Origin of the sequence: uncultured Oceanisphaera sp. (assembly GCF_947495715.1) — a bacterium.
Lineage (GTDB): Bacteria > Pseudomonadota > Gammaproteobacteria > Enterobacterales > Aeromonadaceae > Oceanimonas > Oceanimonas sediminis.
Map to the genome: position 1 here is coordinate 90678 of NZ_CANLZU010000018.1, position 23663 is coordinate 114340.

The window sequence follows — 23663 nt, forward strand, 5'->3', positions numbered from 1 at the left end:
GCAAATTTGTTATTGATTAACGTTTAAGAATGGCATTCCAGCTGGCATCGAGCAGCTGCTGATAAAGATAATCATCGAGCTCGATACAGCCCTTGGTGCATTTCTGCGACAGCAGCATCAGGTTTTCGAGTGCCAGAAAGCCAAGCAGCTCGGCTGGCATATCCCGAAATAACCCGGCATCGCGGCCATGTTCAAAAAATTCGAAAACCGGTTTGAAGTAACGCTCGCTCATCTGACGTTCCTCTTCCCGGTCAAACAGGGGAGAAGCTTCATACTGGATGCGGTAACAGAGACTGTCCGGATTGGCCTGCAGGTAGTGCAGGGTGTTGAGCCACAGCTGCCGAAACTGAGCATGGCTCGGCTCGGTGGTGTTGACGTTGTGCAGAATGGTGGCCGACACCTCGAGCAGTCGCTCTTCATGCACACAGCGCAGCAGGGTTTCTTTATCGGCAAAATAACGATAGATGGTACCGGTAGCGACGTTAGCCTGTTTGGCTACCAGTTGCATCGACATGCCCTGGAAGCCACAGTGAGCAATCAGGGTTTCTGCCGCAGCTAAAATACGTTCACGTTTGTCTGGCATGAGGCGACGGCTCTTTACAGTATGAGATGACTAATGAATGAACGTTCATTCATTTCGTGAATTCTAGGTCTTTTCATCTATAAGTCAATCGCCCACCGGGGCGCATAAGCTCAGCCTAGCCAAAAAAAACAGCACACTGCCGACAAAAGCACCATTCGGTGGCTTATTGTGAAAAAGTGCTGGACAAGAAAGAGGGTGGGTCTTAGTATTCGCGTCGTCCGAATGTAGAGCGCCCGTAGCTCAGCTGGATAGAGCGCTGCCCTCCGGAGGCAGAGGTCACAGGTTCGAATCCTGTCGGGCGCGCCATCTGGTATTGGACGAAGTATTGAAAATGGTGACCGTAGCTCAGTTGGTAGAGTCCCGGATTGTGATTCCGGTTGTCGCGGGTTCGAGCCCCGTCGGTCACCCCAGTTTCAGGCCAAGGTCTGGAAGCAGTAGAAAATGCGAGGGTGGCGGAATTGGTAGACGCGCTAGCTTCAGGTGTTAGTGTCCTATGGATGTGGGGGTTCAAGTCCCCCCCTTCGCACCACTGCTTCAATAGGTTGTAATTGTTCTTAAAATAAGTACAATGCACAGAGTTGAAAAGTAAGACTTCGGCGTTTAGCGCAGCTTGGTAGCGCATCTGGTTTGGGACCAGAGGGTCGCAGGTTCGAATCCTGCAACGCCGACCAATTCGAAAAGCCAGCTCATGTAGCTGGCTTTTTTCTGTCTGAAATTCACGAAGTATCTTAGCGCAGCTTGGTAGCGCATCTCGTGTCTTGGGAATAAGCGGACCAGAGAGTGTGTTTTCGCAGGTTCGAATCCTGCAACGCCGACCAATTCGAAAAGCCAGCTCTTGTAGCTGGCTTTTTTACGTCTGAATATTGTGAGGGGTGAGGAGTAAATCGTGAGGGGTAAACACGCACCTCGCAAACCTGGATGTTTTACTCTCACCCCTCACCCCTCACCCCTCACCCCTCACCCCTCACCCCTCACCCCTCACTGCTTTCAAACACAAACAGGACTTGGCGGCCGAATAACCATACAATGGCAGCCAAGTATCTGTAGATCATGGTTTATTCATGGCCGAAGAAGTAAAAAACAAAAAACCGAAAACCACCAAGTCGGGCAGTGCCACTCAGGTGCAGTCCCTTTCTCGCGCCCTGTTGCTGCTTGAGCGCCTGGCGGCATCCGACATGGGCATGTCGCTGACCGAAGTGGCCGCCAGCCTGGGTCTGGCGCCTTCTACGGCTCACCGCCTGCTCAACAGCCTGCGTAGTCACGACTTTGTCGATGTGGATGAAACCCAGGGCCTGTGGAGCATAGGCGTTAATGCCTTTTCCATCGGCAACGCCTACCTCAAGAAGCGCGATGTGATTGCCCAGTCCCGGCCCTTCATGAAGCGGCTGGTGGCCGAAACCGGCGAAACCTCCAATCTGGCGATACTGGAGCAGGACAGGGTCGTTTATGTTGGGCAGGTGGAATCCCCCCAGACCATGCGCATGGTGGTGTCATTGGGTAGCAGCTCACCGCTGCACGCCTCCGGCGTGGGCAAGGCCCTGCTGTCGGTGATACCGTCGAAAGAAGCGATGGCGCTGATCCGGCAAACCGAGCTGACTGCCTTTACCGAGCATACCATTACCCGTTATGAGCAGTTCGAGCAGGAGCTGGGCCGGATTCATCAACAGGGTTATTCGCTGGATGATGAAGAGCAGTTCGAGGGCCTGCGCTGCATCGCCGCCAATATCTATAACGAATACGGTGAAGCGGTGGCCGCCATCTCCATTTCCGGCCCGGCGGTACGGGTGAAGCGCGAGCGCTTGCCTCAGCTCAGCACCCTGGTGATGGATGCGGCGCGGGAAGTCACTCATGCCATCGGTGGGAAACCGCCCAAAGCCTAGCGGGCGTGTAGCCGGTGCAATTTTTACCGCTTGTTTTACCGAGGCTCTCCGTCGGCCAAAGCGCACGGCTTCTCCGGCACGCCGTAAACCCTCCCTGGGGGCTCCGCTGCGCCATCCATGGCGCAGAGGGCTCGGCGAAGCAGACGCCCTTTGCCCTCCTGCCAGGCTATCGAGTTGGCTGACAGTGTCAGGCAGGCGACACCGAAACTTCACGAAGTAGCATTGGGAATTGCCGTAGCCGACCGTCAAATGCCATGGATGGCATTTGCCGAGCGTCCCATGGATGGGCTTGAAGCGTGTCGGCGGAGCGCAACCGCGCTGCTGCTTCGAGTTGCTAACAAAAAAGGCCAGTCCGGTGGACTGGCCTTTTTGCTCATCAGGCGGCTGGGTTTAGAAGCTCAGCGGGCGATCGCCCTGTTCGTCCTTGATGCGGGTCGGCAGACCCATTTCGTTGAGCAGGTTGATGAAGGGGCGGTGCGGCAGTTCTTCCACGTTGGCCATCTTCTTCACATCCCATTCGCCGGTGGCGATCAGAATGGCGGCTGCTACCGGCGGTACACCGGCGGTGTAGGAAATGCCCTGGCTGCCCACTTCGGCATAGGCGTCGGCGTGGTCGGCCACGTTGTAGATGAACACTTCCTTATCCTTGCCGTCTTTCTTGCCCTTGACCACATCGCCGATGCAGGTCTTGCCGGTGTAATCCGGGGCCAGCGAGGAAGGATCGGGCAGCACGGCCTTGACCACCTTCAGCGGTACCACGTCCAGGCCCTCGGCGGTTTTCACCGGTTGCTCGGACAGCAGGCCCAGATTCTTCAGCACGGTAAAGACATTGATGTAGTGCTCGCCAAAGCCCATCCAGAAACGCACATTGGGTACGCCCAGGTTCTGGGACAGGGAATGCACTTCATCGTGACCGGTCATGTAGCTGGTCTGGCTGCCTACCACCGGCAGATCGTCGGTGCGCTTCACTTCGAACATCTGGTTCTGCACCCACTCGCTGTTCTGCCAGGACCATACTCGGCCGGTGAACTCGCGGAAGTTGATTTCCGGGTCGAAGTTGGTGGCAAAGTAGCGGCCGTGGCTGCCGGCGTTGATGTCGATGATGTCGATGGAATCTACGCTGTCGAAGTACTCGTTGAATGCCGCCGCCGCATAGGCGTTGACCACACCCGGATCGAAACCGGCACCCAGAATGGCGGTAATGCCGTTGTCGGCACACAGCTGCTTGCGCTTCCACTCGTAGTTGGCGTACCAGGGCGGCGTTTCGCAGATCTTGGCCGGATCTTCGTGAATCGCGGTGTCCAGATAGGCGGCGCCGGTCTCGATACAGGCCTGCAGCACCGACATATTGATGAAAGCCGATCCGACATTGATCACCAGTTGCGACTGTGTTTTGTCAATCAACGCCTTGGTGGCTTCGATATCGAGCGCATCCAATGCGTGGGCTTGCAATTCACCGGCAACCTTGAGGCTGCCCTTTTCCCGCACGCTGTCGACGATTTGCTGACATTTCTCGACAGTACGCGAGGCGATATGGATGTTACCCAGAACATCGTTATGCTGCGCACATTTGTGGGCAACAACCTGGGATACACCACCGGCACCAATAATCAGAACGTTTTTCTTCATTTTCTTCCTCTGGAGCCTCCTTGGAAAGGCTTAGTTGGGGTTACTCCATGCCTCAGGAGAGGCTGTTCACAAAGTCGTCGAACGTAAACTCCTTGACCGTGGTCACGGTACCATCGAGTTCACGAACGGCAATGGCGGGCATCTTGACGCCATTGAACCAGTTTTTCTTGACCATGGTATAGCCGGCGGCGTCGATAAAGGACAGACGGTCACCGACCTTGAGCTCGCGCTCGAATTTGAATTCGCCGAAAATATCGCCGGCCAGGCAGGACTTGCCGCACACCATGTATTCTAGCTCACCCTCGTTGGGCGCCATTTTGGCCGACTCGCGATAGATCAGCAGGTCGAGCATGTGGGCTTCGATGGAGCTGTCCACTATGGCCAGTTGCTTGCCGTTATAGAGGGTGTCGAGCACCGTCACCTCGAGCGAGGTACTCATGGTGATGGAGGCTTCGCCGGGCTCCAGGAAAACCTGTACCCCGTAACGCTCGGCAAACGCCTTGAGTCGGGCGCAGAACTGGTCCAGCGGATAGTCGTCACCAGTAAAGTGAATACCGCCGCCCAGGCTGACCCAGTTGATTTGCGGTTGTTCCAGCAGGCTGCCGAACTTGTCTTCGATTTCGCACAGCATTTGGTCGAACAGGGCAAAGTCGCTGTTCTCGCAGTTGTTGTGAATCATGAAGCCGGAGATTCGGTCGATGACGGTGGCGACTTTGTCCGCATCCCATTCGCCCAGACGGCTGAAGGGACGGGAGGGGTCGGCAATCAGAAACTCCGAGCTGGATACGCCGGGGTTGAGGCGCAGGCCGCGCACATGGCGGGCGGAGGCGTCGCTGAAGCGCTCGAGCTGACCGACAGAGTTGAAAATAACCTTGTCGGAGTGAGCCAGTACTTCCTCAATTTCATCATCGGCGTAGGCCACGCTGTAGGCGTGGGTTTCACCGCCAAACTTGAGTTTGCCGAGTTTGACTTCGTTGAGGGAGGACGAGGTGGTGCCGTCCATGTATTGGCTCATCAGATCGAAGACCGACCAGGTGGCAAAACATTTTAGAGCCAGCAGCGCCTTGGCGCCGGAGTGTTCGCGCACATAGGCGATCTTCTCCATGTTGCGCAGCAGCTTGCTTTTGTCGATGAGATAGTACGGCGTCTTGATCACCTGAGTCATACCCTCTTGCTCGGTTTAACCGCCCGGCCGCAGCTCGGGAAATTTAAAGCGCGTGATTATAGTAGAAAGGGGGGGAGGCTTCGAGCAAAAAGTGTGTTTTGTATCGGCAACGTTTGTCGAGTGTGAACCAGCCCGATTCAAAAAGCGAGGCCAGCACGGTGGCTGGCCTCGAATATGAAATGTCTTGCTCGGTGCTGTCGTCTTACTTCGGCAACACCAGAATGGCGCGGAAGTCGTTGACGTTGGTGCGGGTCGGGCCGGTTTCTACCAGCGCATCGAGCTGAGAGAAGAAGGCGTAGCTGTCGTTGTTGGCCAGGTACTCTTCGGCTTTCAGTCCGGCCGCTTCCGCCCGGGCGAACAGCTCGGGCGTGATCATGGCGCCGGCGTTGTCTTCCACACCGTCGATGCCGTCGGTGTCGGCCGCCAGGGCGTAAATGCCGGCCCGACCTTTCAGTTCGTTGAACAGGCTCAGGGTGAATTCGCTGTTGCGTCCGCCGCGGCCGTTACCCTTGATGGTGACCGTGGTTTCACCGCCGGACAAAATCACGCAGGGCGCCGGAATCGGCTGGCCACACTTCTGAATCTGCTTGGCGATGGCGGCATGTACCTTGGCCACCTCGCGTGACTCACCTTCGATGCAGTCACCCAGTACCAGCGGCGTGATGTTCAGCTCGCGGGCCTTGGCGGCCGCGGCGTCCAGTGCATCCTGCGGGGTGGCAATCATGTGGAACTCGGCCTTGCTCAGGCGTACGTCGCCGGGCTTGACGGTTTCGGACTCCGGGTTCTGCAACCAGCTGCGCACATGCTCGCCCACGTCGATGCCGTAGCTGTCGAGAATGGCCTGAGCCTGGGCCGAAGTGGTCGGATCCGCCACGGTGGGGCCGGAGGCAATCACGGTCGGCTCGTCGCCGGGCACGTCGGAGATGCCGAGGGCAATCAGGCGGGCCGGGTAGGTGGCGGCGGCCAGGCGGCCACCCTTGATGCCGGACAGGTGCTTGCGCACGCAGTTCATTTCATCGATGGCGGCACCGGACTTGAGCAGCGCCTTGTTGATGGACTGCTTGTCGGACAGGGTCAGACCCGGTGCCGGCAGACTCAGCAACGAAGAACCGCCGCCGGACAGCAGGCAGATCACCAGATCGTCTTCGCCGAGAGCGGAAACCAGCTCCAGCATGCGACGACCCACGCGCTCACCGGCATCATCCGGTACCGGGTGAGCGGCTTCGATGATTTCGATACGCTCGCACGGCGCACCGTGGTCGTAGCGGGTGACCACCATACCGGACAGTTCACCTTCCCAGATGGCATCCAGTTCGGCGGCCATGGAGGCGGCAGCCTTGCCGGCACCGATGACAACGGCTTTTTGACGAGTATCCTTGGGCAGGTATTCGGCCAGGTTACCCTTGGGCAGGGCGGCCGCAACGGCGCTGTCGAATAACTGCTGTAACAACTCCTTGGGGTGGATATCCATTGCAATACTCCTGAAAAAACGGCTGTCGTTATTTTACGCTGATAAAAGAGGTGGGGCAGCACAATCGGCAATCAAGAACTAACACAAAGCCCCCTGAGTGAAAGTCTGCGCTTGCCGATGCCTGCCCCGATTCAGACCGATTCGCGACCGAAGCCTAAAGGTCGCGAATCGGTAACAGGCTTATTCGCCCCGGATGTTGTGGTTGGCCAGGTGCTCCAGCGCTTTAACCATGCCGGAGTGATCCCAACCAGCACCGCCCAGAGCGTTACAGGTATTGAACAGTTCCTGAGCGCCGGCGGTGTTGGGCAGAGAAACACCCAGTTCGCGAGCACCGGTCAGAGCCAGGTTTAAATCTTTCTGGTGCAGGGCAATACGGAAGCCCGGGTCAAAGGTACCCTTGACCATACGCTCGCCGTGTACTTCCAGGATCTTGGAAGAAGCGAAACCGCCCATCAGTGCTTCACGCACCTTGGCAGGATCGGCACCGGCCTTGGAAGCGAATACCAGCGCTTCGGCAACGGCTTCGATGTTCAGCGCTACGATGATCTGGTTGGCCACCTTGGTGGTTTGACCGTCGCCGTTACCACCGACCAGGGTGATGTTCTTGCCCATGGCGTCGAACAGCGGCTTGACCTTGTCGAACACGGACTGCTCGCCACCAACCATGATGGTCAGCGCGGCGTTGATGGCACCTACTTCACCACCGGATACCGGAGCGTCCAGGTAGTCGGCGCCGGTTTCGTTAACGCGCTTGGCGATTTCTTTGGTGGCGATCGGAGAGATGGAAGACATGTCGATCACGATCTTGCCGGCGGTCAGGCTTTCGGCAACGCCGTTGGCACCGAACAGTACATCTTCAACCTGAGGCGTGTTAGGCACCATGGTGATGATGACTTCTGCTTCCTGAGCAACGGCTGACGGAGTGGCCAGCGCAATGCCGTTTTCACCCAGCAGATCGGCCGGAGCCTTGTTGTAATGCTCGGAGAAATACAGGGTGTGACCCGCTTTTTGCAGGTTCTGAGCCATGGGCTTGCCCATGATACCGGTACCGATAAAACCAATTTTCATGTTCTTTTCCTCTTGTCTTGCGGCGCCGGCACTACCGACGCCAGGAGAAATCAGATGTTCGAGACTCAGACTACGCCGTGGGTCTTCAGCCAGCCCAGACCTTCTTCGGTGGTAGTGGCCGGCTTGTACTCGGCGCCTACCCAACCCTGGTAACCCGCTTTGTCCAGGAATGCGAAGATGTTGTGGTAGTTCAGTTCACCGGTGCCCGGCTCGTGACGGCCCGGGTTATCAGCCAGCTGAATGTGGTTGATGATGCCCAGGTTCTTCTCGATGGTCGGGATGATGTCCCCTTCCATGATCTGCATGTGGTAGATGTCATACTGGAAAGCCAGGTTGTCGGAACCCACTTTCTCGATGATATCCAGCGCCTGCTGCGTGTTGTTCAGGAAGAAACCGGGAATGTCACGGGTGTTGATCGCTTCGGCAATCAGCTTGATGCCCGCGGCTTCCAGCTTGTCGGCAGCAAACTTCAGGTTGGCCACGAAGGTCGCTTCCGCTTCTTCGTAAGACACACCGGCAGGCTGAATACCGGCCAGGCAGTTAATCTGGGTGTTGCCCAGTACCTTGGCGTATGCAATGGCCTTGTCTACGCCAGCCTGGAATTCTTCTACCCGATCCGGGTGACAGGCGATACCGCGCTCACCACCGTTCCAGTCACCGGCAGGCAGGTTGAACAGCACCTGAGTCAGGCTGTTGGCGTCCAGTTTGGCCTTGATCTCTTCGGCAGAGAAGTCATAGGGAAACAGGTATTCAACACCCTGGAAGCCGGCTTTGGCGGCGGCGTCGAAACGATCCAGAAAGTCGACTTCGGTAAACAGCATCGACAGGTTGGCAGCTAATTTCGGCATTGCGATGTCCTTTGTTCAGTTGGGGGCAAGAACAAGCCCGGTCGCGCGACCGGGCTTCATGTCACTATCAGTCGAGCAGAGAGATAGCAGTCGGGGCGTCAAGGCCTTTTTCTGCCAGTGCTTCAAACTCGTTGACGGCGTCGATTTCAACGCCCATAGAGACGTTGGTAACGCGCTCGAGGATAACTTCAACCACTACCGGTACAGAGAACTCGGCCATCAGCTTCTTGGCTTGTTCCAGGGCAGGAGCGATTTCTTCCGGCTTGAATACGCGGATGGCTTTACAGCCCAGGCCTTCAACCACTTTCACGTGGTCAACGCCGTACTCGCCCAGCTCGGGAGAGTTGATGTTTTCGAACGACAGCTGAACACAGAAGTCCATGTCGAAGCCGCGCTGTGCCTGACGGATCAACCCTAAGTAGGAGTTGTTTACCAGTACGTGGATGTACGGCAGTTTGAATTGGGCGCCAACGGCCAGTTCTTCGATCATGAACTGGAAGTCGTAGTCACCGGAAATGGCTACTACGTTGCGAGACTTGTCTGCAGCGCACACACCCAGAGCGGCAGGAATAGTCCAACCCAGAGGGCCGGCCTGACCACAGTTGATCCAGTTACGTGCGCTATACACGTGCAGGAACTGGGCAGCAGCGATTTGAGACAAACCGATGGTGGATACATAGGTAGTATCGCGGCCAAAGACCTTGTTCATTTCCTGGTATACGCGCTGTGGTTTAACCGGCACGTTGTCGAAGTTGGTCTTACGCTGCATGGTGCGCTTGCGTTCCTGACACTCGGCAACCCAGGCAGAGCGATCTTTCAGCTTGCCAGCCGCTTTCCACTCTTTGGCTACTTCGATGAACAGCTCCAGAGCGGCGCCGGCGTCGGATACGATACCCAGATCCGGGCAGAATACGCGACCAATCTGAGTCGGCTCGATGTCTACGTGGACGAACTTGCGGCCCTTGGTGTAAACATCGACAGAACCGGTGTGGCGGTTGGCGAAACGGTTACCCAGACCCAGTACGAAATCGGATGCCAGCATGTTGGCGTTACCGTAGCGGTGTGAAGTCTGCAGACCACACATACCGGCCATCAGCTCGTGATCGTCGGGAATGGTGCCCCAGCCCATCAGAGTCGGGATTACCGGCACGTTAACCAGTTCGGCAAACTCGGTCAGCATGGCATCGGCGTTGGCGTTGATAACACCACCACCGGAAACCAGCAGCGGCTTGTCTGCTTCGTTCAGCATGGTCAGCGCTTTTTCGATCTGAATGCGGTTTGCAGCCGGCTTGTAAGCAGTCATCGACTGGTAGGCTTCGGCATCGAATTCGATTTCGGCCATCTGCACGTCGAACGGCATGTCGATCAGCACGGGACCCGGACGACCGGAGCGCATGATGTGGAACGCCTGCTGGAAAGTACCGATCAGCTGAGCCGGCTCCAGTACGGTGATGGCCCACTTGGTGACCGGCTTGGCGATAGACTCGATGTCTACGGCCTGGAAGTCTTCTTTGTGCATGCGAGCACGCGGCGCCTGGCCGGTGATGCACAGAATGGGAATGGAATCAGCCATGGCCGAGTACAGACCGGTGATCATGTCGGTACCGGCAGGGCCGGAAGTACCGATACACAGACCGATGTTACCCGGGTTGGCACGGGTATAGCCTTCGGCCATGTGAGACGCGCCTTCAACGTGGCGGGCCAGTACGTGCTCGATGGTACCCAGGCCACGCAGTGCTGCGTAGAAGGGGTTGATCGCGGCGCCGGGAACGCCAAAGGCTTTAGTTACACCTTCCAGCTCAAGGATTTTGGCGACTGCCTCGATTGCTTTCATTTTAGCCATAATCGGTATCCATTCATCTGAGGTGCTCTCGGCACCGTTGTTGGTTGTCCTGATATTCGGCACGCAGTTTCGCTTGGTGGGGCGATTAACAACCACGTAACCCTTAGCTTGATGATACAAAAAAAACTGTGACGATCAACATGTTTTTGGAAATCATTTTTACAATACGGAAATTGTTAAAACGAATCAGCCTGTTATCGCACCTGACTATTTTGTCGTTATTTTTTGTTTTTAAAGGAGTTTATTGCTGCACTACCGACGTGGGAACGGATGTTCCGGGTGTGGCTGGGTGAGCGCAGAAGCCGGGAGCGAAGCTACCACCGGCGCACGGATGGTAACAATAATATTACCAAACAAACATTTGGTACAGGTTTGATTACAATTGTGTGAACAATTAACCCGTTTTTTATATAAATGACGCCCCGTAAATCTTGTGCAATGCCGCAAGATACGTTGAGTGCGAGCCTTCTTAGTCTAGTTCGCTTTTGGCTGCTTGTGCGGGTCAGGCGCCGGTAGTTGATGTTGACCTGAGGCTGGGCCGCAACATGACGGGAAGAGGAGAGCCGTGGGAGTAGGGCGATAGCCGAACTACTGTCATGCTGCGGTCATCTGTCACTGCGATGCTTTGCTGCAGGCACTGGACTTGACCGAGTACGAATTTGAATTGTGCGGCGCACAAAAAAGATCTTGTAAACGGCTTTTGTGCAGTGCAGTATTAGTGGTGTGCGCCGAAGCCAAGAAAGTGGAGTGATGATGTTTTTCTTGCTGGCGTACCGGGCCTAGAGCCATTCCATTCTTCAGGAGATAAAAAATGTCATTGTTCGATTTTGATAAACTGCAAAACATCCAGCAAACCAACCTGAACCTGGTACAGGGTCTGACCAACAACCTGTTCGCCAGCGCCACCAAGCTGGGCAAGCTGCAGCAGGATTCACTGACCGAGCTGGGTGCCGCTCAGTTTGACTATGCCGGCAAGCTGCTGGCCGTGCGTGACATCAAGGATTTGTGCGAGCTGCAAAGCGCCTTCTTCAGCCCGACCGCCGTGCTGGATCGTCAACTGTCTTTCAACCGTGAAGTGCTGGCCGTGCTGACCGATACCCAGCAGAAAGTAGGCGAGTTTACCGAGCAGCAAATTGCCGCCGGTAGCGAGCAGCTGAATCAGGCGATTGATCAGCTGGCAGGCCATGCTCCCGCCGGTACCGAATCTGCCGTTACCGCGCTGAAGACCGCGGTAACCAGTGCCAACGAAGCCTATGATCAGGCCCAAAAAGCGGCCAAGAATGCCAGCGACATCGCCGACAAGGCCGTCAAGCAGGCTGCCGAGCAATCGGAGAAAGCGGTTCGTCAGGTTGCTGAAAACGCCGAAAAAGGCATCAGTGCCGCCACCAATGCTGCTGCGCAGCACGCCAGCAACGCTAACAGCAATGCAAAAACCGCACGTGGTTCAGCCAAGGCTAACTGATTAACAATAACGACAAATAACAGCGGTTAGTTCGTTCAGACGATAAGGATTACTCCTTATCGTCTTTTTTTTCGTCTTTATTATCCGCGTTCCCGGTATCGTCGTTCGTGTTGTCGCTTTTGTTATCGGGCTGGTTGAAGCCGCCGAAAAGGCCGAACATGTTCTGGGTGTTGAGGTAGAGGTTGCGTGACTGCTCCACATACTGGCGCATCATGTCCTGCATCATCGGCGCCTGGCTGTGCATGAACTGGGTCCAGGCCTGGGAAGACTGGGCGCCGGTCTGGGTCTGAATGTCGATCACCGACTGAATGCTTTCTTCCAGATAGCTGCCCAGCACCCCCTGAAAAGGGCCGTAGAAACGGATGATGTTCTTCAGCATGTCGCTGGAAAATATCGGGTCGCCGTCGCTTTCCGCTTCCTGAATGATCTGCAGCAGAATGCTGCGGGTAATGTCGTCGCCACTTTTGGCGTCCACTACCTGAAAGGGTTCTTCTTCCTGTACCAGTCGACGAATATCGACCAGGGTGACGTGGCTGCTGGTGTGGCTGTCATACAGGCGGCGGTTGGGGTACTTCTTGATGATGCGGATACTGTCCTGCGATTTTGACATGCGACACTGCTTCTCGGCGGATAGGTTTGACTGGCAGTGTATCCGAATCGCCCACAGCGCTCAATTTGATGGCGGCGCCGGCAGATACACCCGGGCCCGCAAGCCACCGGCGGGCGCCCGATCCAGCTCGATTTTGGCCCGGTGCAATGCCGCCGCCCGCCGCACTATGGCCAGCCCCAGCCCGGCACCGTCACCCTGTTGCGGGTTGCCGCGAAAAAAACGCTCCCACACCCGCGGCAACTGCTGCTCGTCGAGACCGGGCCCGTTATCGCTAATGGTTACCAGATATTGCTCCGGCAGCCGTTCCAGGCTCACTTCAATCACGCCCCCGTTCGGGGTGTAGCGAATGGCGTTGTCGATCAGGTTGCCGAACAGCAAACCCAGCAGCACCGGCTGGCCGTGAAAGGGCGCCTCGATGTCGGCCGACAGACCGAGTTGCTGCTGTTTTTCCAGCGCCAGCGGGGCCAGCTCGGCCAGGGTATCGCGTAACAGGTGCTGCAGGGCCAGCGGCGTTTGTTCGGCGGCCTGCTGGTTGTCGAGCCGGGCCTGGGTCAGCAACTGCTGTATCAGGCGGTCGCTGCGGGCCAGTGCTTTCAGCGCCTTGTGCAGTGAGCCTTGCTGCAGTTGCGGCGAGTCGGCGGCCAGGGCATTTTCGATATGAATGCGCAGCACCGCCAGCGGGGTTTTCAGCTCGTGGGCCGCCTCGCTGGTAAACTGCTTTTCCCGCGCCAGGGTGTCGGCCAGGGCCAGCATCAGCCGGTTCAGCTCGCCGGTCAGCGGGGTCAGCTCCACTACCTTGTCGGCGGTGGTCAACGGGCTCAGGTTGGCCGGGTGGCGCTGGCCGATGGCGCGGGTCAGCTGTTGCAGCGGGCGCAGGCCGCGCGCCACCAGCAGCCACAGCAGCCACAGCAACAGCGGCAGGGTGAGCAGCGGCGGCAAGATGGCGCGCAGCGCCAGCTTGCTGGCCAGCTCGCCGCGCACATCGTCCCGTTCGGCCACAATCAGCCAGCGGTCGGTATCCAGGTCGTGCAGGGTAAAGATACGCCAGTGATGGTCGCCATAGGCAATGGTGGCAAAGCCGGGGGCGGGGCGGGTAATGGGGTTGTTTGGTGCCGACGGCGAGCGCAGCAGCAGATGCCCGCCGGCATCCAGCAACTGAAAGTACAGCTTGCCTTCGTATTCATGGCCGAGGGCGGTGGCTTCCTCGTCCTGCTCTTCTGCGGGAGTGGCGGGTGTCTGACCGTCGTGCCAGTCTTCATAAACGGTGCCGGCCGGCGGCAGCGTTTCGGCATGCAGCAGATAATCACTCAGCAGGCGGTCGGTAATGCGGGCCGACTGGGCCAGGCGGGCATCGAACAGCTCTTCCAGCTCGTGACTGGCATCCAGATAGCCAACCAATGACGCCAGCCCCAGGCTGACGCTCACCACCAGCAGCACCCCGGCGAGCAGAAAACGACGAATGGAGCGCATCAGGTTGCCAGCCGTTCGACGATATAGCCGACGCCGCGAATATTGCGGATCAAATCCGGATAGAATTTTCTGCGCAGATGGTGAATATGCACCTCTACCGCATTGCCGCCGGCGGTTTGCTCCCAGCCGTACAGCCGCTGTTCCAGCTGTTCCTTGCTGAACACCCGGCCGGCATTGAACACCAGCTCCTGCAACAGCTTGTATTCATGGGGGGTGAGCTTGACCGGCTCGCCCCGGTAGCTCGCCTGGTGAGAGTCGGGGCACAGCTCTATGTCACCGTGCTGCACCCGCGCTTGAGCCTGCCCCTGGCTGCGGCGCACCAGGGCGCGCAGCCGGGCATTGAGTTCCTGCAGGGCGAAGGGTTTGACCAGATAATCATCGGCGCCGCCGTCCAGCCCGCGTACCCGGTCGTTAAGGTCGTCGCGGGCGGTGAGGATCAGCACCGGCACCCGGTTCCCGGCCTTGCGCAGGCGCAGCAGCAACTGCTGGCCGTCGATATCGGGCAGGTTGAGATCCAGGATCAGGGCGGCAAACTCCTCGTTCTTGAGCGCGTCCAGCGTCGGCAGGCCACGGGTCAGCCAGTCGACGGTATAGCCGCTGCCGCGCAGGGCATCGACCAGGCCATCGCCCAGCATCAAATCATCTTCTACCAGCAGTACGCGCATCAAGACTCCCTGTCGACCGGTGATGTGGTTTGAGTATCAACCCGGCCAGCTACGTTATAGGCTCTCAAGGCGCTGTTCAATCTCTTTGCGTCGACCCATATCGGCCAGTTCCCGACCGGGGCGCGGAGCGGCTTGCAGCGCCTTGTTCAGGTACGTCTTCGCCTCGCCGGCCTTGCCCTGCTGCAACAGAAAATCGCCGTAGAAAAAGTTGGGGTCTATGCCATCGGGGTTCACCACCAGCGCCTTGCGCAGCAACTGTTCGGCCTGATCGTCGTCACCAAAGCCGACCGGCCAGCCCGGTACCTGATAATAGAGCGAGCCCAGGCTGGTATAGGCCGAGCCGTCCAGCGCCTTGTCATCCTGCTGCAGTGCCCGCTCCAGCCGGCTTTTGGCATCCTTCACCAGCTTGAGTGCGCCCAGCCCGCCCCTGGCGCCGGCCCAGGTGCTTTTGACGATGGCCGACCAAATCAGCAGATCGGTGCGCTGGGGGTTGGCGGAGCTGGCCAGATCCGCCTTGATGCTGAGCGCGGCCAGACAGTCTTCGCGCCGATCGTCCACCAGCTGATACTGACAGTGTGCCCACTGTTGCTGAATGGGCTCGAGCCGGTCGGCGGCCTGCGCCAGAGGGGTAGCCAGCAGCAGACTGAATAAAATGACTTTTTTCATGATTTTGCTTCCTTGTCACAGTGGTGTTCGGCGTAGCGGGCAATCACGGCGGTTTGTTTGGCCAGACCCCGGTCCAGCAGGCCGGGGAACAGGGCGTTCACCCGCACCAGCAGCCATTCGGGCCAGCCCAGCCAGCGTTGCCGCTGTTCTTTTTGCAGTGCCATCATCGCCTGGGCCGCCACCCGCTCGGGGCTGTCGGTGTGGTTACTCAGGGCCTGATTCATGTCGTATACCCGGTTTGAATTGAGGGTGGTGCGGGTCGCGCGAGGGGCAAAGTAGAGCACCTTGATGCGGCTGTCGGCCAGCTCCCGGCCCAGCGCCTCGCTAAAGCCGCGCAGGCCGAATTTGCCGGCGCAGTACACGCTGTAACCGGGATAACCGATACCGCCAAAGGCCGAGCCGATGTTCATCACCAGGCCCGGGCGTCGCAGCCAGGGCAGTAGCTCGCGGGTCAGCAGAATGGGCGCGGTCAGGTTCAGCGCCAGCTGGTCGCTTATCTGCTGCTGGCCCTGATCTTCCAGCCAGGCAAAATGACTGGTGCCGGCGTTGTTGATCAACACATCCAGACCACCGGCCTTCTGCACCGCCTGCAGCAGGGCAGGCCTGTGATCTACCCGCAGCAGGTCGGCGGCCACTATGCGGTGCCGGCCCGGATCGGGCAGGCTGGTCAGCAGCCGGTCGAGACGAGTGCGATCCCGGCCCTGCAGCAACAGCCGGGCACCGGCGGCGGCCAGCTCTTGTGCCAGCGCCGCGCCAATGCCCCCACTGGCACCGGTCAGTAGTACGGTTTTATCACGCAGATCCATCACCGACCTCCAGCGCGCGCAGCATGTCGCCATACAGGCGGTATACGATGCGGGCGGCATGAATGATGGCCGCCTGATCGGCCGGCTCGCTGACCTTGTTCATCAAACTTTCGAAGAAGCGCAGGTGTTCCTGATCCAGGGCGCCGTGCGAGCTGAGGTAGCTCATGGCCTGTTCCGGCAAGTGCAGCCCCCGTTGCAGTTGTTCGGCCACGGTCAGCGCTATGGCCACGCTGGTGCCTTCCAGCACCTGCACCATGCCGAACAGCGCCATGGGGTTGCCGCGATCGATCTGGTGGTAGAGAAAGGCCACCATCAACTCGATATCGGCGCCGGGCCGGCCGTGGCGCACCGCCTCGGCATCGGCACCACAGGCGTTAATGTCGTTGAGTATCCATTCCTGATGGCCAACTTCCTCTGCTATGTATTCCACCAGCGCCTCGCGCACCCATTCGTGGCTGGCGGGCAGGCGGGCACCACAGGCCATTAGCAGCGGCACCGTATGACGAACATGATGGTAGGCCTGGGTAAGAAAGGCGACGTAGCTGTTGAGGGCAATGTCGCCGCGCTGGCAGGCGGCAATGATGGGGGCGCTGAGCAGGTATTCCCGTTCGGTGGCGGTGCTGTGCTGCAGCTGTAGGTAAAAGCTCATGCGGATACTCCCGTGAGGTGTTGAATTTGAGTGGCAAAGGCCTGGCGGATCAGCTCGCGTCGGGGGCGACCATTGGCGGTAAGCAGGCCGGTGGCGGCCAATGACGGCTCCGGCACCAGCCAGTGATGAATGCGGGCGTAATCGGGCAGGCGGTTATTGAGTTCGGCAATTTGTTCGGTCAGCGCCGCTTCCTGCCCGGGTACCGGCTGCACCAGCGCCACGTTGGCGGGCAGGGCGTCACCCATCATCACCAGCCGGGCGATGGCAGAGCAGCCCTGGGCTTCTGACTCGACCCATTCCGGCGAAAAATTGCGGCCAAAGGCGGTGATCTGCACGTTTTTCTTGCGCCCTGTGATGTGCAGAAAGCCGTCGGCGTCGAGCCGGCCGAGATCACCGGTGGCGATCTCCGCGGTGAGGTTGCTGGCGGTCGCCGCGCCGCCAAGATAGCCGAGCATGGTGGCACCGCTGACGCAGATTTCACCGTCGTCGGCGATGCGCACCTTGAGATGAGGCAGCGGGCGACCCACGGTACCCGGCCGGTTGGCGGCGGGAGTGTTAAGCGCCACCACAGAGCCGCATTCCGACAGGCCGTAACCTTCGTGCGCCGGAATACCCATGGCCGATGCCTGTTGCAGCAATGCGGGGGCCACCTTGCCGCCGCCCACCGCCACCAGCCGCAGCGAGTGGGCCAGCTCGGGCTGGTGATGACAGATCGCCAGCAGCAATCGCAGCAGCTCGGGCACCAGCACCAGGCTGTGGGGCTGCCAGCGTGCCAGCGCGGCGGCCAGCCGGGCCGGGTCCAGCTGACTGGAGCCGGTGAACCCTACTTCGGCCAGGCCGGGCAGACAGGCGTTGGCGCCCAGTAACAGCGGCACATACAAACCGGCCAGATTCTCCAGCAGGGTAGCCAGCGGCAGCAGTGTCATGTGCCGTTCAACCCGGCTGGAAGCCACACTCTGCGCCAGCGCCTGAGCGGTAGTGACCTGTTGCTCAAGGCTCAGGCAAACGCCCTTGGGCTGACCGGTGGTGCCCGAGGTATAGGTGATTTTGGCGGTGCCGGCGGGCAGCTGCGGCACCACGGCCGGCTGGTGTTGCCAGCAGGGCAGGCCGGGCAGCAGGGTGCTTAGTTGCCAGCCCTCGACGGCGGGGCCGACCAGGGTATCGGCCCCGCTGCTTTCCAGCAGCCAGCGGCGCTGCTCGGCGCTGAAGAAGCCGGGCACCGGAATCACCACTATGCCGGCCAGGGCGCAGGACAGGTCGAGCAAGGCCCAGTCGATGCCGTTATCCAGTTGCAGTGCCAGCCGTTGTACTCCGGCCTGCGACAAGTGTTGTGCCTGTTGCTGCAGCGCGGGCCAGAGATCGCCGTAATGCAGTTGACGATCGGGTTCGCTCAGGGCCAGGGTGTGCGGATGCGTTTGTGCCAGCTCGGCCAGCCGTTGAAACAGCGAATTCATTGCCAGGCCCTTGCATCGGCGGCGCCGTGCAGTGAAGGCGTGGGCGCGAGCAGCGGCAGCAGCAGGCTGTTGGCCGACAGAATATTGCGCCCTTCGGCCAGCCGGCCGGCCAGCCGGCCGGCCATGACCATGGGCTGATGCTGGTAATAGTCGCCCCAGTGGTCGGCATGATCACCCACCCGTGCCGGCGAGGCCGCCGCCAGGGTGATCGGGTTCAGTTGCAGGCGGCGCAGGCTGTTGCGCAACTTGCGGGTGCCGGTAAACATCACCCACTCCATGTGTTGCTGATACAGCAGCTGGCACATGGCGGCGAACATCAGCCGGCCATTGCCGGGGGCGCTGGTGGCCAGGTTGCCGATTTCGGCGATGCTATCTCGACGGGGGGCTTCATCCTGCATGGCGGCCAGCTGTTGCTCTGCCGGCAGGTCAAGGTACTGTTCCAGATACAGGGGGCCGGTGGCGGCCAGTTGCAGGCCACAGGCGGCCACCAGGGTATCGTCGGCCCGGTACAGGCCAATCAGCAACGGCAGAAAATGTGGAATGCGGGCGCGGAATTCGCGCAGATAAGCGTCGCCGATAAACGCTTGCAGGGCAGTAACCTGATCGGGCGTGGTGGCGATCTGCATGGTATAGGGTGGGCGAATTTCGATACTCATAACGGCCTCCTCTGGACGTTATGAGAAAGCTTAACGGGGCAATCTTAAGCCAGACTTAAGCGCTGCGAAATGCAGCAAAAAAAGGCAGTGCTTGAATGTGTTGGGCCGGTATCTGCTATCATGCGCGCCACTTATTTTTTGATACTGTTTTTTCAACACAGGCGGGATAACCGATGCAAGTTGCAGACAACACCGTAGTACAGTTCAACTACACCCTGAAAAGTGAAGACGGCCAGGTGCTGGACACCAACGTCGGCAACACGCCGCTGGCCTACCTGCATGGCCATAACGGCATGATGGAAGGCCTGGAAAATGCGCTGACCGGTAAAGAAGAAGGCGAAAGCTTCAGCGTTACCCTGACCCCGGAAGAAGGTTACGGCGAGCGCAAAGACGACATGATTCAGCGCGTACCGGTCAAGCATCTGCACGGTGCCAAGAAGTGGAAAGCGGGCATGATGGCCACAGTGCACACCGAGCAGGGCGAGCGCCAGGTAACGGTAGCCAAGGTCGGCAAGTTTATGGCCGACGTGGACATGAACCACCCCTTGGCCGGTTTGACGCTGAATTTTGATCTGGAAGTGGTCAGCGTACGTGCCGCCACCGAAGAAGAGCTGGAGCACGGCCACGCCCACGGTGAAGGTGGTCACCACCACTAAAACCAATCCCACTAAACAAATGATCTATTTCATTTTTGTATAAAAGTCGAGCAAAGGGCCCGCTCCGCCGACTCGCCGTGAATCCCTCCCTGGAGGCTCAGCCGCGCCATCCGTGGCGCGGATGGTCGGCTGAGCAGATCCCTTTGCTCTCCTTGATGCACCGGCGTTGCCTGTTAGCGCCGTCTACAGACAACTCGATGCTCGAGAAGAGGCAACAGAGATCGACTACCACGACCGTGAAATGCCATGGCTGGAAAATGCTCCTGCCATTCCAGCATTCCCGCCCTCCATGGCGGTCAGACAGCATTTCCGAGCCCTCAGGGGGCGAGCTTGTCTCGCCGTGACGAACGGTTGCAGCCTGACCGAACATCCAGTGAATGTTCGCAGTAGGCTGCAACGGTGAGTGTCATTTACCTATGGCGTGTCGTGGGAGGCGACTGTGTTGCCTTTGATCCCGGGGTTAAAATGATCAGATGTTTATTCAAATTGGTATAAAACCAGCTTTAAGCCGTAAGAAAAAGACTCAATAAAAAGGCCGAGCTGTTGCTCGGCCTTTTTATTGAGGCGGTACACGCCTGGGTTAGCCGGTAAACTGTTTGGGTTTAACCAGCCTCAGATAGTCTTTCATGGGCAGGCTGAACAGCTCGCGGTAACTGCCGGCACTGAAGACGATTTCTGCCTGGCGTGCGAGCTCGGTGTCTATATATACCGGAATGGAGTACAGGTTGCCGAAGGGGGGCAGGGCACCGACTTCGCAGTCGGGAAACTTCTCGCGAAAGTCGTTTTCATGCAGAAAGGCGACTTCCTGTGCCGACAGGGATCGGGCCAGGCTGTCGGTATGGACTCTCTTGGGGGCGGGCACCACTATCATGGCCATCTGACCATCCAGCGTCATCATCACCACCTTGGCCATCACCCTGCCCGGCACATGGGCGGCCTCGGCCACATCCTGAGCGGTAAAGGCCGGCGAGTGGGTAATGACCCGGTATTTGACCCCCTCTTGATCCAGGTACTGCTGCAATCGTTGGGCAGGCATAACAAGTCCTCCTCGACAAATACGGAACATCGGTTGAAGTATAGGTTATGGGAGGGCGCCGGAAGTGTGCCGACGGTGAAGGTGCTCACCAGCACTAAGCCTTGAACTCCGTGTATTAAAGAGACAGCAGAGCCGAGCAGAGCCGCCCCCACCGACACGCTACAAGTACATCTTTGTAAGCTCACACATGCCATCTGACCGCCAGGGATGGCGGGAATGCCAACATTGCAGGAGCTTTTGTTAGCCATGGCATGTGATGGTCGGCTGAGGTTATCCCAGTCGCCACTCTCATCCGTAGGGAGTTGTCGGTGAGGTCGAAAAACTAAAGGCCGAGCTAATGCTCGGTCTTTTAGTGGCAACTTGTATCTCTCAATGATGGATGGTTAGCTACCAGATCATCATACTGAAACCAGTGAGCCTGGGTGGCAGCTGAGCATTCAATGCTGCTTTGTAGATGAGGCCCTGGTTTCAACTTCTCAATCAAACTAAATGGTATCCAAGCCCCCTGAACATACGTAGGTGAGGCTGCATGTACAAGGGAAGCAATAGAGATGTACTCGCATATTGGTATTGATGTCAGCAAGGATAAACTCGATATCGGCTGGCTGCGCGATGTGGCCAACAACAAGGTAAAGACCAAAGTCTTCAAGCATCAAAAACAAAGCCTGGAGAAGCTTGCTGCCTGGCTGCTCAAGAACACGCAGACGGAGCCTCAGAACATCCTCATCACTCTGGAAGCCACCGGGGTGTATCACGAGAACCTGGTTTACTTCCTGCATGAGCAGGGCTTTAAGGTGTTCATCGCCAATCCAGGTAAGGCCAAAAAGTACGCCGACGCCATTGGCTTGGTACATAAAACCGATAAATCAGACGCCATCATGCTGGCCCATTATGGCATGGCTCAGACGTACTCCGGCAGCCTCACCTTATGGCAGCCAGAATCGCCTGAAGCCCGTCAACTCAAAGGATTGTTGCGGCGTCTGGATGCATTGGAAAAAGACCACCAGCGCGAACTGAACCGCCTGGAGGCCTGTGAGCAGGTCGATACCTCGCCTCGGGTACTCAGATCCATCCATGACATGCTGGCGACACTTCAACAGGAAATCGCCGCGCTGGAGCAGGAAATCGACGACCACATCGATCGCCATCCACCTTTGCGTAAGAACCGCAAACTGCTCAACAGCATCAAGGGCGTGGGACCAGTGGTCTCACGGGAAATGACCTGCCTGTTCGCAGCCAAAGTATTTCGCAATGCCAAGCAAGTGGCGGCCTATCTCGGGCTGATCCCGAAACAGGTAGAGTCCGGCAACTTCAGGGGACACACCAAGCTGAGCAAAACGGGGCCAGCGAGGATCAGGGCGAAGCTGTACATGGCAACCGTGGCGGCGGGCACTCATAATCCGGACATCAAGAATCAAAAACGTCGCTTGCTGGGCAACGGCAAAAACAAGATGCAGGCACTGGGCGCCGCGATGCGCAAGCTGGTGCAGGTTTGTTACGGTGTCATCAAACATCAACAAGAATATCAGCCTCAAGTTGCTATCTAAATAACGACTTGAGGCCGGTTGTGAGAGATGGTATCTACAACCTGCTTACTGTCAGATACTCCTGATTGCGCAACTTTCCTCAGTGGAGGTGAATGCTTGCCTTCGGTAAAAAACGCTTGAGTCGGGAGATATGGGCAAAAAGCAAGAATTGCCCTTTAGAAATCCCAAAGTGATTATAAAACGTTCGTGATCTTGCCCTGGCTTACAGCCTCTTGCCGCTGGCTGTATGCCTTTTTGCTGTATCATTTATGTAACTGGCTCACGAATAATTTACTCAATAAAATGAACAATTTAAGTTTTCAATGAAAAGTGGCGTTAACCAGAAGTTACAACCTGCGCTTCCTTTCCCTTCCCGCCAATAAAACTACACAATACAAATCAACACGATATGACTTATGGCATGGATTCTGCTCCAATTTAAACAGCCATCCGAAAAGTAGCTTATCAACTCGCGGAGGGGTTGATTTTTTCTTGGATAAGGAGGAAGCATCATGTACTTATGACATGACTGTAAACTGAGTAAAATTAGGGTGACTCAGCTATCTCTTTCAATCGTCGACGCTTGCAACCCGGTTATGACATTTAGGATGCCTGCTTCGGGGGGGGGGGGGGGGAGGCAGGGCTAACGCATGAGTTTTGTTATATCTTTTTAAATCAATGCCTTGTAAAAATATTTTCGCGCTGCATTATTTTTTAAGTATTTGATTATAAAGAAGGTTATAACCTTCATGCGTTTGCCCTGGGGGGGGAGGTAACCTAGAGCCTGTAGTCCCCGAAAACAATGCCTCAAACTACAAGTGCGTATGTATAAGATGCGGTCACCCTGTTTGTTATAAAACCGCGTTTCGGCTCTGATTTTATCAGTAATGCGATTTAAACTAAACGATGCTTAATGGTAGCAAGGCTTAATTTTTATTACGTTTATAATCTTGTTCCATAATAAATAAACTTGGTTGGGAGTAGTCTAAAGTTTAAATGAGTTTTTAGCTTTTAGGTTTAGGTGTTATTTAAAATCCGTAGTTAAGAGTTAACAAGGAGTGCTGGAGTATGAGAAAACTAAAAATTAATAGTGTTAGCCTGTTAGGTGTGATGTTGATCATTTTATTTTCAACCAACACATACTCTGCAAAAACTAGCACTGGAGATAAAGCATCAAAAAACTTAGGTGACTTAACTTGTACTTTATCCCAAATACCCAGGTATAATGGGAGTGATTGGGACTGTGATTCAGGTTTAAGTGTAATAGAGGAGAAAAACCTTGATTTTCGGGTTTCTGGTTTGGAAGGTAATGTGGTCAACCAAGGTGCTGATATAGCCGATAATATTATTCGTATCGATACATTAGAAAATCCACCAGTTGTACTCCGGCCTGGCGTAAACCTAGCTGGAACCACATTCCATTTGAATAATGAGGACTGGAATCTTAGAGATCCCCTCATTTTAATTACTTAAATAATCCCGAAGATCCGCTTGTATAAACGATGTTGTGACAGGTAGTA

The 23663-nt window shown here is 57.1% G+C and carries 21 protein-coding genes and 4 tRNA genes; 9 read left to right on the forward strand and 16 right to left on the reverse strand.

What is annotated here, in order from left to right:
- Nucleotides 1-16: 16 nt before the first annotated feature.
- Nucleotides 17-583, reverse strand: a complete 567-nt coding sequence (locus Q0753_RS12480; RefSeq protein ID WP_298721436.1) for a TetR/AcrR family transcriptional regulator — start codon at nucleotides 581-583, stop codon at nucleotides 17-19.
- A 229-nt stretch (nucleotides 584-812) separates the two neighbouring features.
- Between Q0753_RS12480 and Q0753_RS12485 the strand changes: the two genes are divergently transcribed.
- The 5 genes from Q0753_RS12485 to Q0753_RS12505 all read left to right on the forward strand — a co-directional run bounded on the left by Q0753_RS12485 (nucleotide 813) and on the right by Q0753_RS12505 (nucleotide 2463).
- Nucleotides 813-889 (forward strand) — tRNA-Arg (locus Q0753_RS12485).
- Nucleotides 890-917: 28 nt separating this feature from the next.
- Nucleotides 918-993, forward strand: a tRNA-His gene (locus tag Q0753_RS12490).
- 33 nt (nucleotides 994-1026) lie between these two features.
- Nucleotides 1027-1112 (forward strand) — tRNA-Leu (locus Q0753_RS12495).
- A 65-nt stretch (nucleotides 1113-1177) separates the two neighbouring features.
- A tRNA-Pro gene (locus Q0753_RS12500) sits at nucleotides 1178-1254 on the forward strand.
- A 390-nt stretch (nucleotides 1255-1644) separates the two neighbouring features.
- A complete protein-coding gene (locus Q0753_RS12505; protein ID WP_298721439.1) occupies nucleotides 1645-2463 on the forward strand; it encodes an IclR family transcriptional regulator in 819 nt (272 codons plus the stop codon).
- Between the two features lie 390 nt (nucleotides 2464-2853).
- Here Q0753_RS12505 and Q0753_RS12510 read toward each other — a convergent pair whose 3' ends face one another.
- From Q0753_RS12510 to gcl, 6 genes are all read right to left on the reverse strand, one after another.
- The gene (locus Q0753_RS12510) at nucleotides 2854-4092 is read right to left on the reverse strand and encodes a saccharopine dehydrogenase family protein (protein ID WP_298721441.1); all 1239 of its coding nucleotides are present in this window, start codon (nucleotides 4090-4092) and stop codon (nucleotides 2854-2856) included.
- Nucleotides 4093-4144: 52 nt separating this feature from the next.
- On the reverse strand, nucleotides 4145-5257 hold the full coding sequence (locus Q0753_RS12515) for a carboxynorspermidine decarboxylase (RefSeq protein ID WP_298721443.1): 1113 nt from the start codon (nucleotides 5255-5257) through the stop codon (nucleotides 4145-4147).
- A gap of 202 nt (nucleotides 5258-5459) precedes the next feature.
- Nucleotides 5460-6728, reverse strand: a complete 1269-nt coding sequence (locus tag Q0753_RS12520; RefSeq protein ID WP_298721446.1) for a glycerate kinase — start codon at nucleotides 6726-6728, stop codon at nucleotides 5460-5462.
- A gap of 180 nt (nucleotides 6729-6908) precedes the next feature.
- The gene (locus Q0753_RS12525) at nucleotides 6909-7847 is read right to left on the reverse strand and encodes a 2-hydroxy-3-oxopropionate reductase (RefSeq protein WP_367179507.1); all 939 of its coding nucleotides are present in this window, start codon (nucleotides 7845-7847) and stop codon (nucleotides 6909-6911) included.
- A gap of 14 nt (nucleotides 7848-7861) precedes the next feature.
- Nucleotides 7862-8644 carry a hydroxypyruvate isomerase gene (gene hyi / locus Q0753_RS12530; RefSeq protein ID WP_298721451.1) on the reverse strand — a complete coding sequence of 261 codons (783 nt, stop codon included), beginning with the start codon at nucleotides 8642-8644 and terminating at the stop codon, nucleotides 7862-7864.
- Nucleotides 8645-8711: 67 nt separating this feature from the next.
- Complete coding sequence (gene gcl / locus Q0753_RS12535; RefSeq protein WP_298721454.1) at nucleotides 8712-10487, reverse strand: glyoxylate carboligase; 1776 nt, start codon at nucleotides 10485-10487, stop codon at nucleotides 8712-8714.
- 811 nt (nucleotides 10488-11298) lie between these two features.
- Between gcl and phaP the strand changes: the two genes are divergently transcribed.
- A complete protein-coding gene (gene phaP / locus Q0753_RS12540) occupies nucleotides 11299-11949 on the forward strand; it encodes a TIGR01841 family phasin (RefSeq protein ID WP_298721458.1) in 651 nt (216 codons plus the stop codon).
- A gap of 49 nt (nucleotides 11950-11998) precedes the next feature.
- On the opposite strand, the gene phaR is transcribed toward phaP, so the two are convergent.
- Genes phaR through Q0753_RS12580 form a run of 8 tightly spaced genes read right to left on the reverse strand, consistent with a single transcriptional unit; the run spans nucleotide 11999 to nucleotide 18925 of the window.
- A complete protein-coding gene (gene phaR, locus Q0753_RS12545; RefSeq protein WP_298721461.1) occupies nucleotides 11999-12559 on the reverse strand; it encodes a polyhydroxyalkanoate synthesis repressor PhaR in 561 nt (186 codons plus the stop codon).
- A 60-nt stretch (nucleotides 12560-12619) separates the two neighbouring features.
- Nucleotides 12620-14029, reverse strand: a complete 1410-nt coding sequence (locus tag Q0753_RS12550; RefSeq protein WP_298721463.1) for an ATP-binding protein — start codon at nucleotides 14027-14029, stop codon at nucleotides 12620-12622.
- On the reverse strand, nucleotides 14029-14694 hold the full coding sequence (locus Q0753_RS12555) for a response regulator (RefSeq protein ID WP_298721464.1): 666 nt from the start codon (nucleotides 14692-14694) through the stop codon (nucleotides 14029-14031). The genes Q0753_RS12550 and Q0753_RS12555 overlap by 1 nt, the downstream gene beginning before the upstream one ends.
- 54 nt (nucleotides 14695-14748) lie before the next feature.
- On the reverse strand, nucleotides 14749-15360 hold the full coding sequence (locus Q0753_RS12560) for a tetratricopeptide repeat protein (RefSeq protein WP_298721467.1): 612 nt from the start codon (nucleotides 15358-15360) through the stop codon (nucleotides 14749-14751).
- Entirely contained in the window at nucleotides 15357-16166 is an 810-nt protein-coding gene (locus Q0753_RS12565) for an SDR family oxidoreductase (RefSeq protein ID WP_298721469.1), read from the reverse strand. The genes Q0753_RS12560 and Q0753_RS12565 overlap by 4 nt, the downstream gene beginning before the upstream one ends.
- Complete coding sequence (locus Q0753_RS12570) at nucleotides 16153-16815, reverse strand: iron-containing redox enzyme family protein (RefSeq protein ID WP_298721472.1); 663 nt, start codon at nucleotides 16813-16815, stop codon at nucleotides 16153-16155. The genes Q0753_RS12565 and Q0753_RS12570 overlap by 14 nt, the downstream gene beginning before the upstream one ends.
- Nucleotides 16812-18269, reverse strand: a complete 1458-nt coding sequence (locus Q0753_RS12575) for an AMP-binding protein (RefSeq protein ID WP_298721475.1) — start codon at nucleotides 18267-18269, stop codon at nucleotides 16812-16814. Before Q0753_RS12575 ends, Q0753_RS12570 begins: the two co-directional genes overlap by 4 nt.
- Complete coding sequence (locus Q0753_RS12580; protein ID WP_298721477.1) at nucleotides 18266-18925, reverse strand: thermostable hemolysin; 660 nt, start codon at nucleotides 18923-18925, stop codon at nucleotides 18266-18268. The genes Q0753_RS12575 and Q0753_RS12580 overlap by 4 nt, the downstream gene beginning before the upstream one ends.
- 173 nt (nucleotides 18926-19098) lie before the next feature.
- Here Q0753_RS12580 and Q0753_RS12585 point away from each other — a divergent pair, with 173 nt between their 5' ends.
- Nucleotides 19099-19581 carry a peptidylprolyl isomerase gene (locus Q0753_RS12585; protein WP_298721480.1) on the forward strand — a complete coding sequence of 161 codons (483 nt, stop codon included), beginning with the start codon at nucleotides 19099-19101 and terminating at the stop codon, nucleotides 19579-19581.
- Between the two features lie 580 nt (nucleotides 19582-20161).
- Here the strand turns inward: Q0753_RS12585 and Q0753_RS12590 are convergent.
- Nucleotides 20162-20617 carry an aminoacyl-tRNA deacylase gene (locus tag Q0753_RS12590; protein ID WP_298721484.1) on the reverse strand — a complete coding sequence of 152 codons (456 nt, stop codon included), beginning with the start codon at nucleotides 20615-20617 and terminating at the stop codon, nucleotides 20162-20164.
- Between the two features lie 551 nt (nucleotides 20618-21168).
- Between Q0753_RS12590 and Q0753_RS12595 the strand changes: the two genes are divergently transcribed.
- Both Q0753_RS12595 and Q0753_RS12600 read left to right on the forward strand, forming a co-directional pair.
- The gene (locus Q0753_RS12595) at nucleotides 21169-22164 is read left to right on the forward strand and encodes a transposase (protein WP_298721487.1); all 996 of its coding nucleotides are present in this window, start codon (nucleotides 21169-21171) and stop codon (nucleotides 22162-22164) included.
- 1047 nt (nucleotides 22165-23211) lie between these two features.
- Complete coding sequence (locus Q0753_RS12600; RefSeq protein ID WP_298721490.1) at nucleotides 23212-23616, forward strand: hypothetical protein; 405 nt, start codon at nucleotides 23212-23214, stop codon at nucleotides 23614-23616.
- The last annotated feature ends 47 nt before the right edge of the window (nucleotides 23617-23663 follow it).

Bases quoted from the DNA above. Each gene is read 5' to 3' on its own strand.
- Q0753_RS12555 (WP_298721464.1), bottom strand. From the start codon at position 14,694: ATGCGCGTACTGCTGGTAGAAGATGATTTGATGCTGGGCGATGGCCTG.
- Q0753_RS12515 (WP_298721443.1), bottom strand. From the start codon at position 5,257: ATGACTCAGGTGATCAAGACGCCGTACTATCTCATCGACAAAAGCAAG.
- Q0753_RS12480 (WP_298721436.1), bottom strand. From the start codon at position 583: ATGCCAGACAAACGTGAACGTATTTTAGCTGCGGCAGAAACCCTGATT.
- gcl (WP_298721454.1), bottom strand. From the start codon at position 10,487: ATGGCTAAAATGAAAGCAATCGAGGCAGTCGCCAAAATCCTTGAGCTG.
- hyi (WP_298721451.1), bottom strand. From the start codon at position 8,644: ATGCCGAAATTAGCTGCCAACCTGTCGATGCTGTTTACCGAAGTCGAC.
- Q0753_RS12595 (WP_298721487.1), top strand. From the start codon at position 21,169: ATGTACTCGCATATTGGTATTGATGTCAGCAAGGATAAACTCGATATC.
- Q0753_RS12585 (WP_298721480.1), top strand. From the start codon at position 19,099: ATGCAAGTTGCAGACAACACCGTAGTACAGTTCAACTACACCCTGAAA.
- phaP (WP_298721458.1), top strand. From the start codon at position 11,299: ATGTCATTGTTCGATTTTGATAAACTGCAAAACATCCAGCAAACCAAC.
- Q0753_RS12570 (WP_298721472.1), bottom strand. From the start codon at position 16,815: ATGAGCTTTTACCTACAGCTGCAGCACAGCACCGCCACCGAACGGGAA.
- Q0753_RS12580 (WP_298721477.1), bottom strand. From the start codon at position 18,925: ATGAGTATCGAAATTCGCCCACCCTATACCATGCAGATCGCCACCACG.
- Q0753_RS12600 (WP_298721490.1), top strand. From the start codon at position 23,212: ATGAGAAAACTAAAAATTAATAGTGTTAGCCTGTTAGGTGTGATGTTG.
- phaR (WP_298721461.1), bottom strand. From the start codon at position 12,559: ATGTCAAAATCGCAGGACAGTATCCGCATCATCAAGAAGTACCCCAAC.
- Q0753_RS12575 (WP_298721475.1), bottom strand. From the start codon at position 18,269: ATGAATTCGCTGTTTCAACGGCTGGCCGAGCTGGCACAAACGCATCCG.
- Q0753_RS12505 (WP_298721439.1), top strand. From the start codon at position 1,645: ATGGCCGAAGAAGTAAAAAACAAAAAACCGAAAACCACCAAGTCGGGC.
- Q0753_RS12560 (WP_298721467.1), bottom strand. From the start codon at position 15,360: ATGAAAAAAGTCATTTTATTCAGTCTGCTGCTGGCTACCCCTCTGGCG.
- Q0753_RS12550 (WP_298721463.1), bottom strand. From the start codon at position 14,029: ATGCGCTCCATTCGTCGTTTTCTGCTCGCCGGGGTGCTGCTGGTGGTG.
- Q0753_RS12510 (WP_298721441.1), bottom strand. From the start codon at position 4,092: ATGAAGAAAAACGTTCTGATTATTGGTGCCGGTGGTGTATCCCAGGTT.
- Q0753_RS12590 (WP_298721484.1), bottom strand. From the start codon at position 20,617: ATGCCTGCCCAACGATTGCAGCAGTACCTGGATCAAGAGGGGGTCAAA.
- Q0753_RS12565 (WP_298721469.1), bottom strand. From the start codon at position 16,166: ATGGATCTGCGTGATAAAACCGTACTACTGACCGGTGCCAGTGGGGGC.
- Q0753_RS12520 (WP_298721446.1), bottom strand. From the start codon at position 6,728: ATGGATATCCACCCCAAGGAGTTGTTACAGCAGTTATTCGACAGCGCC.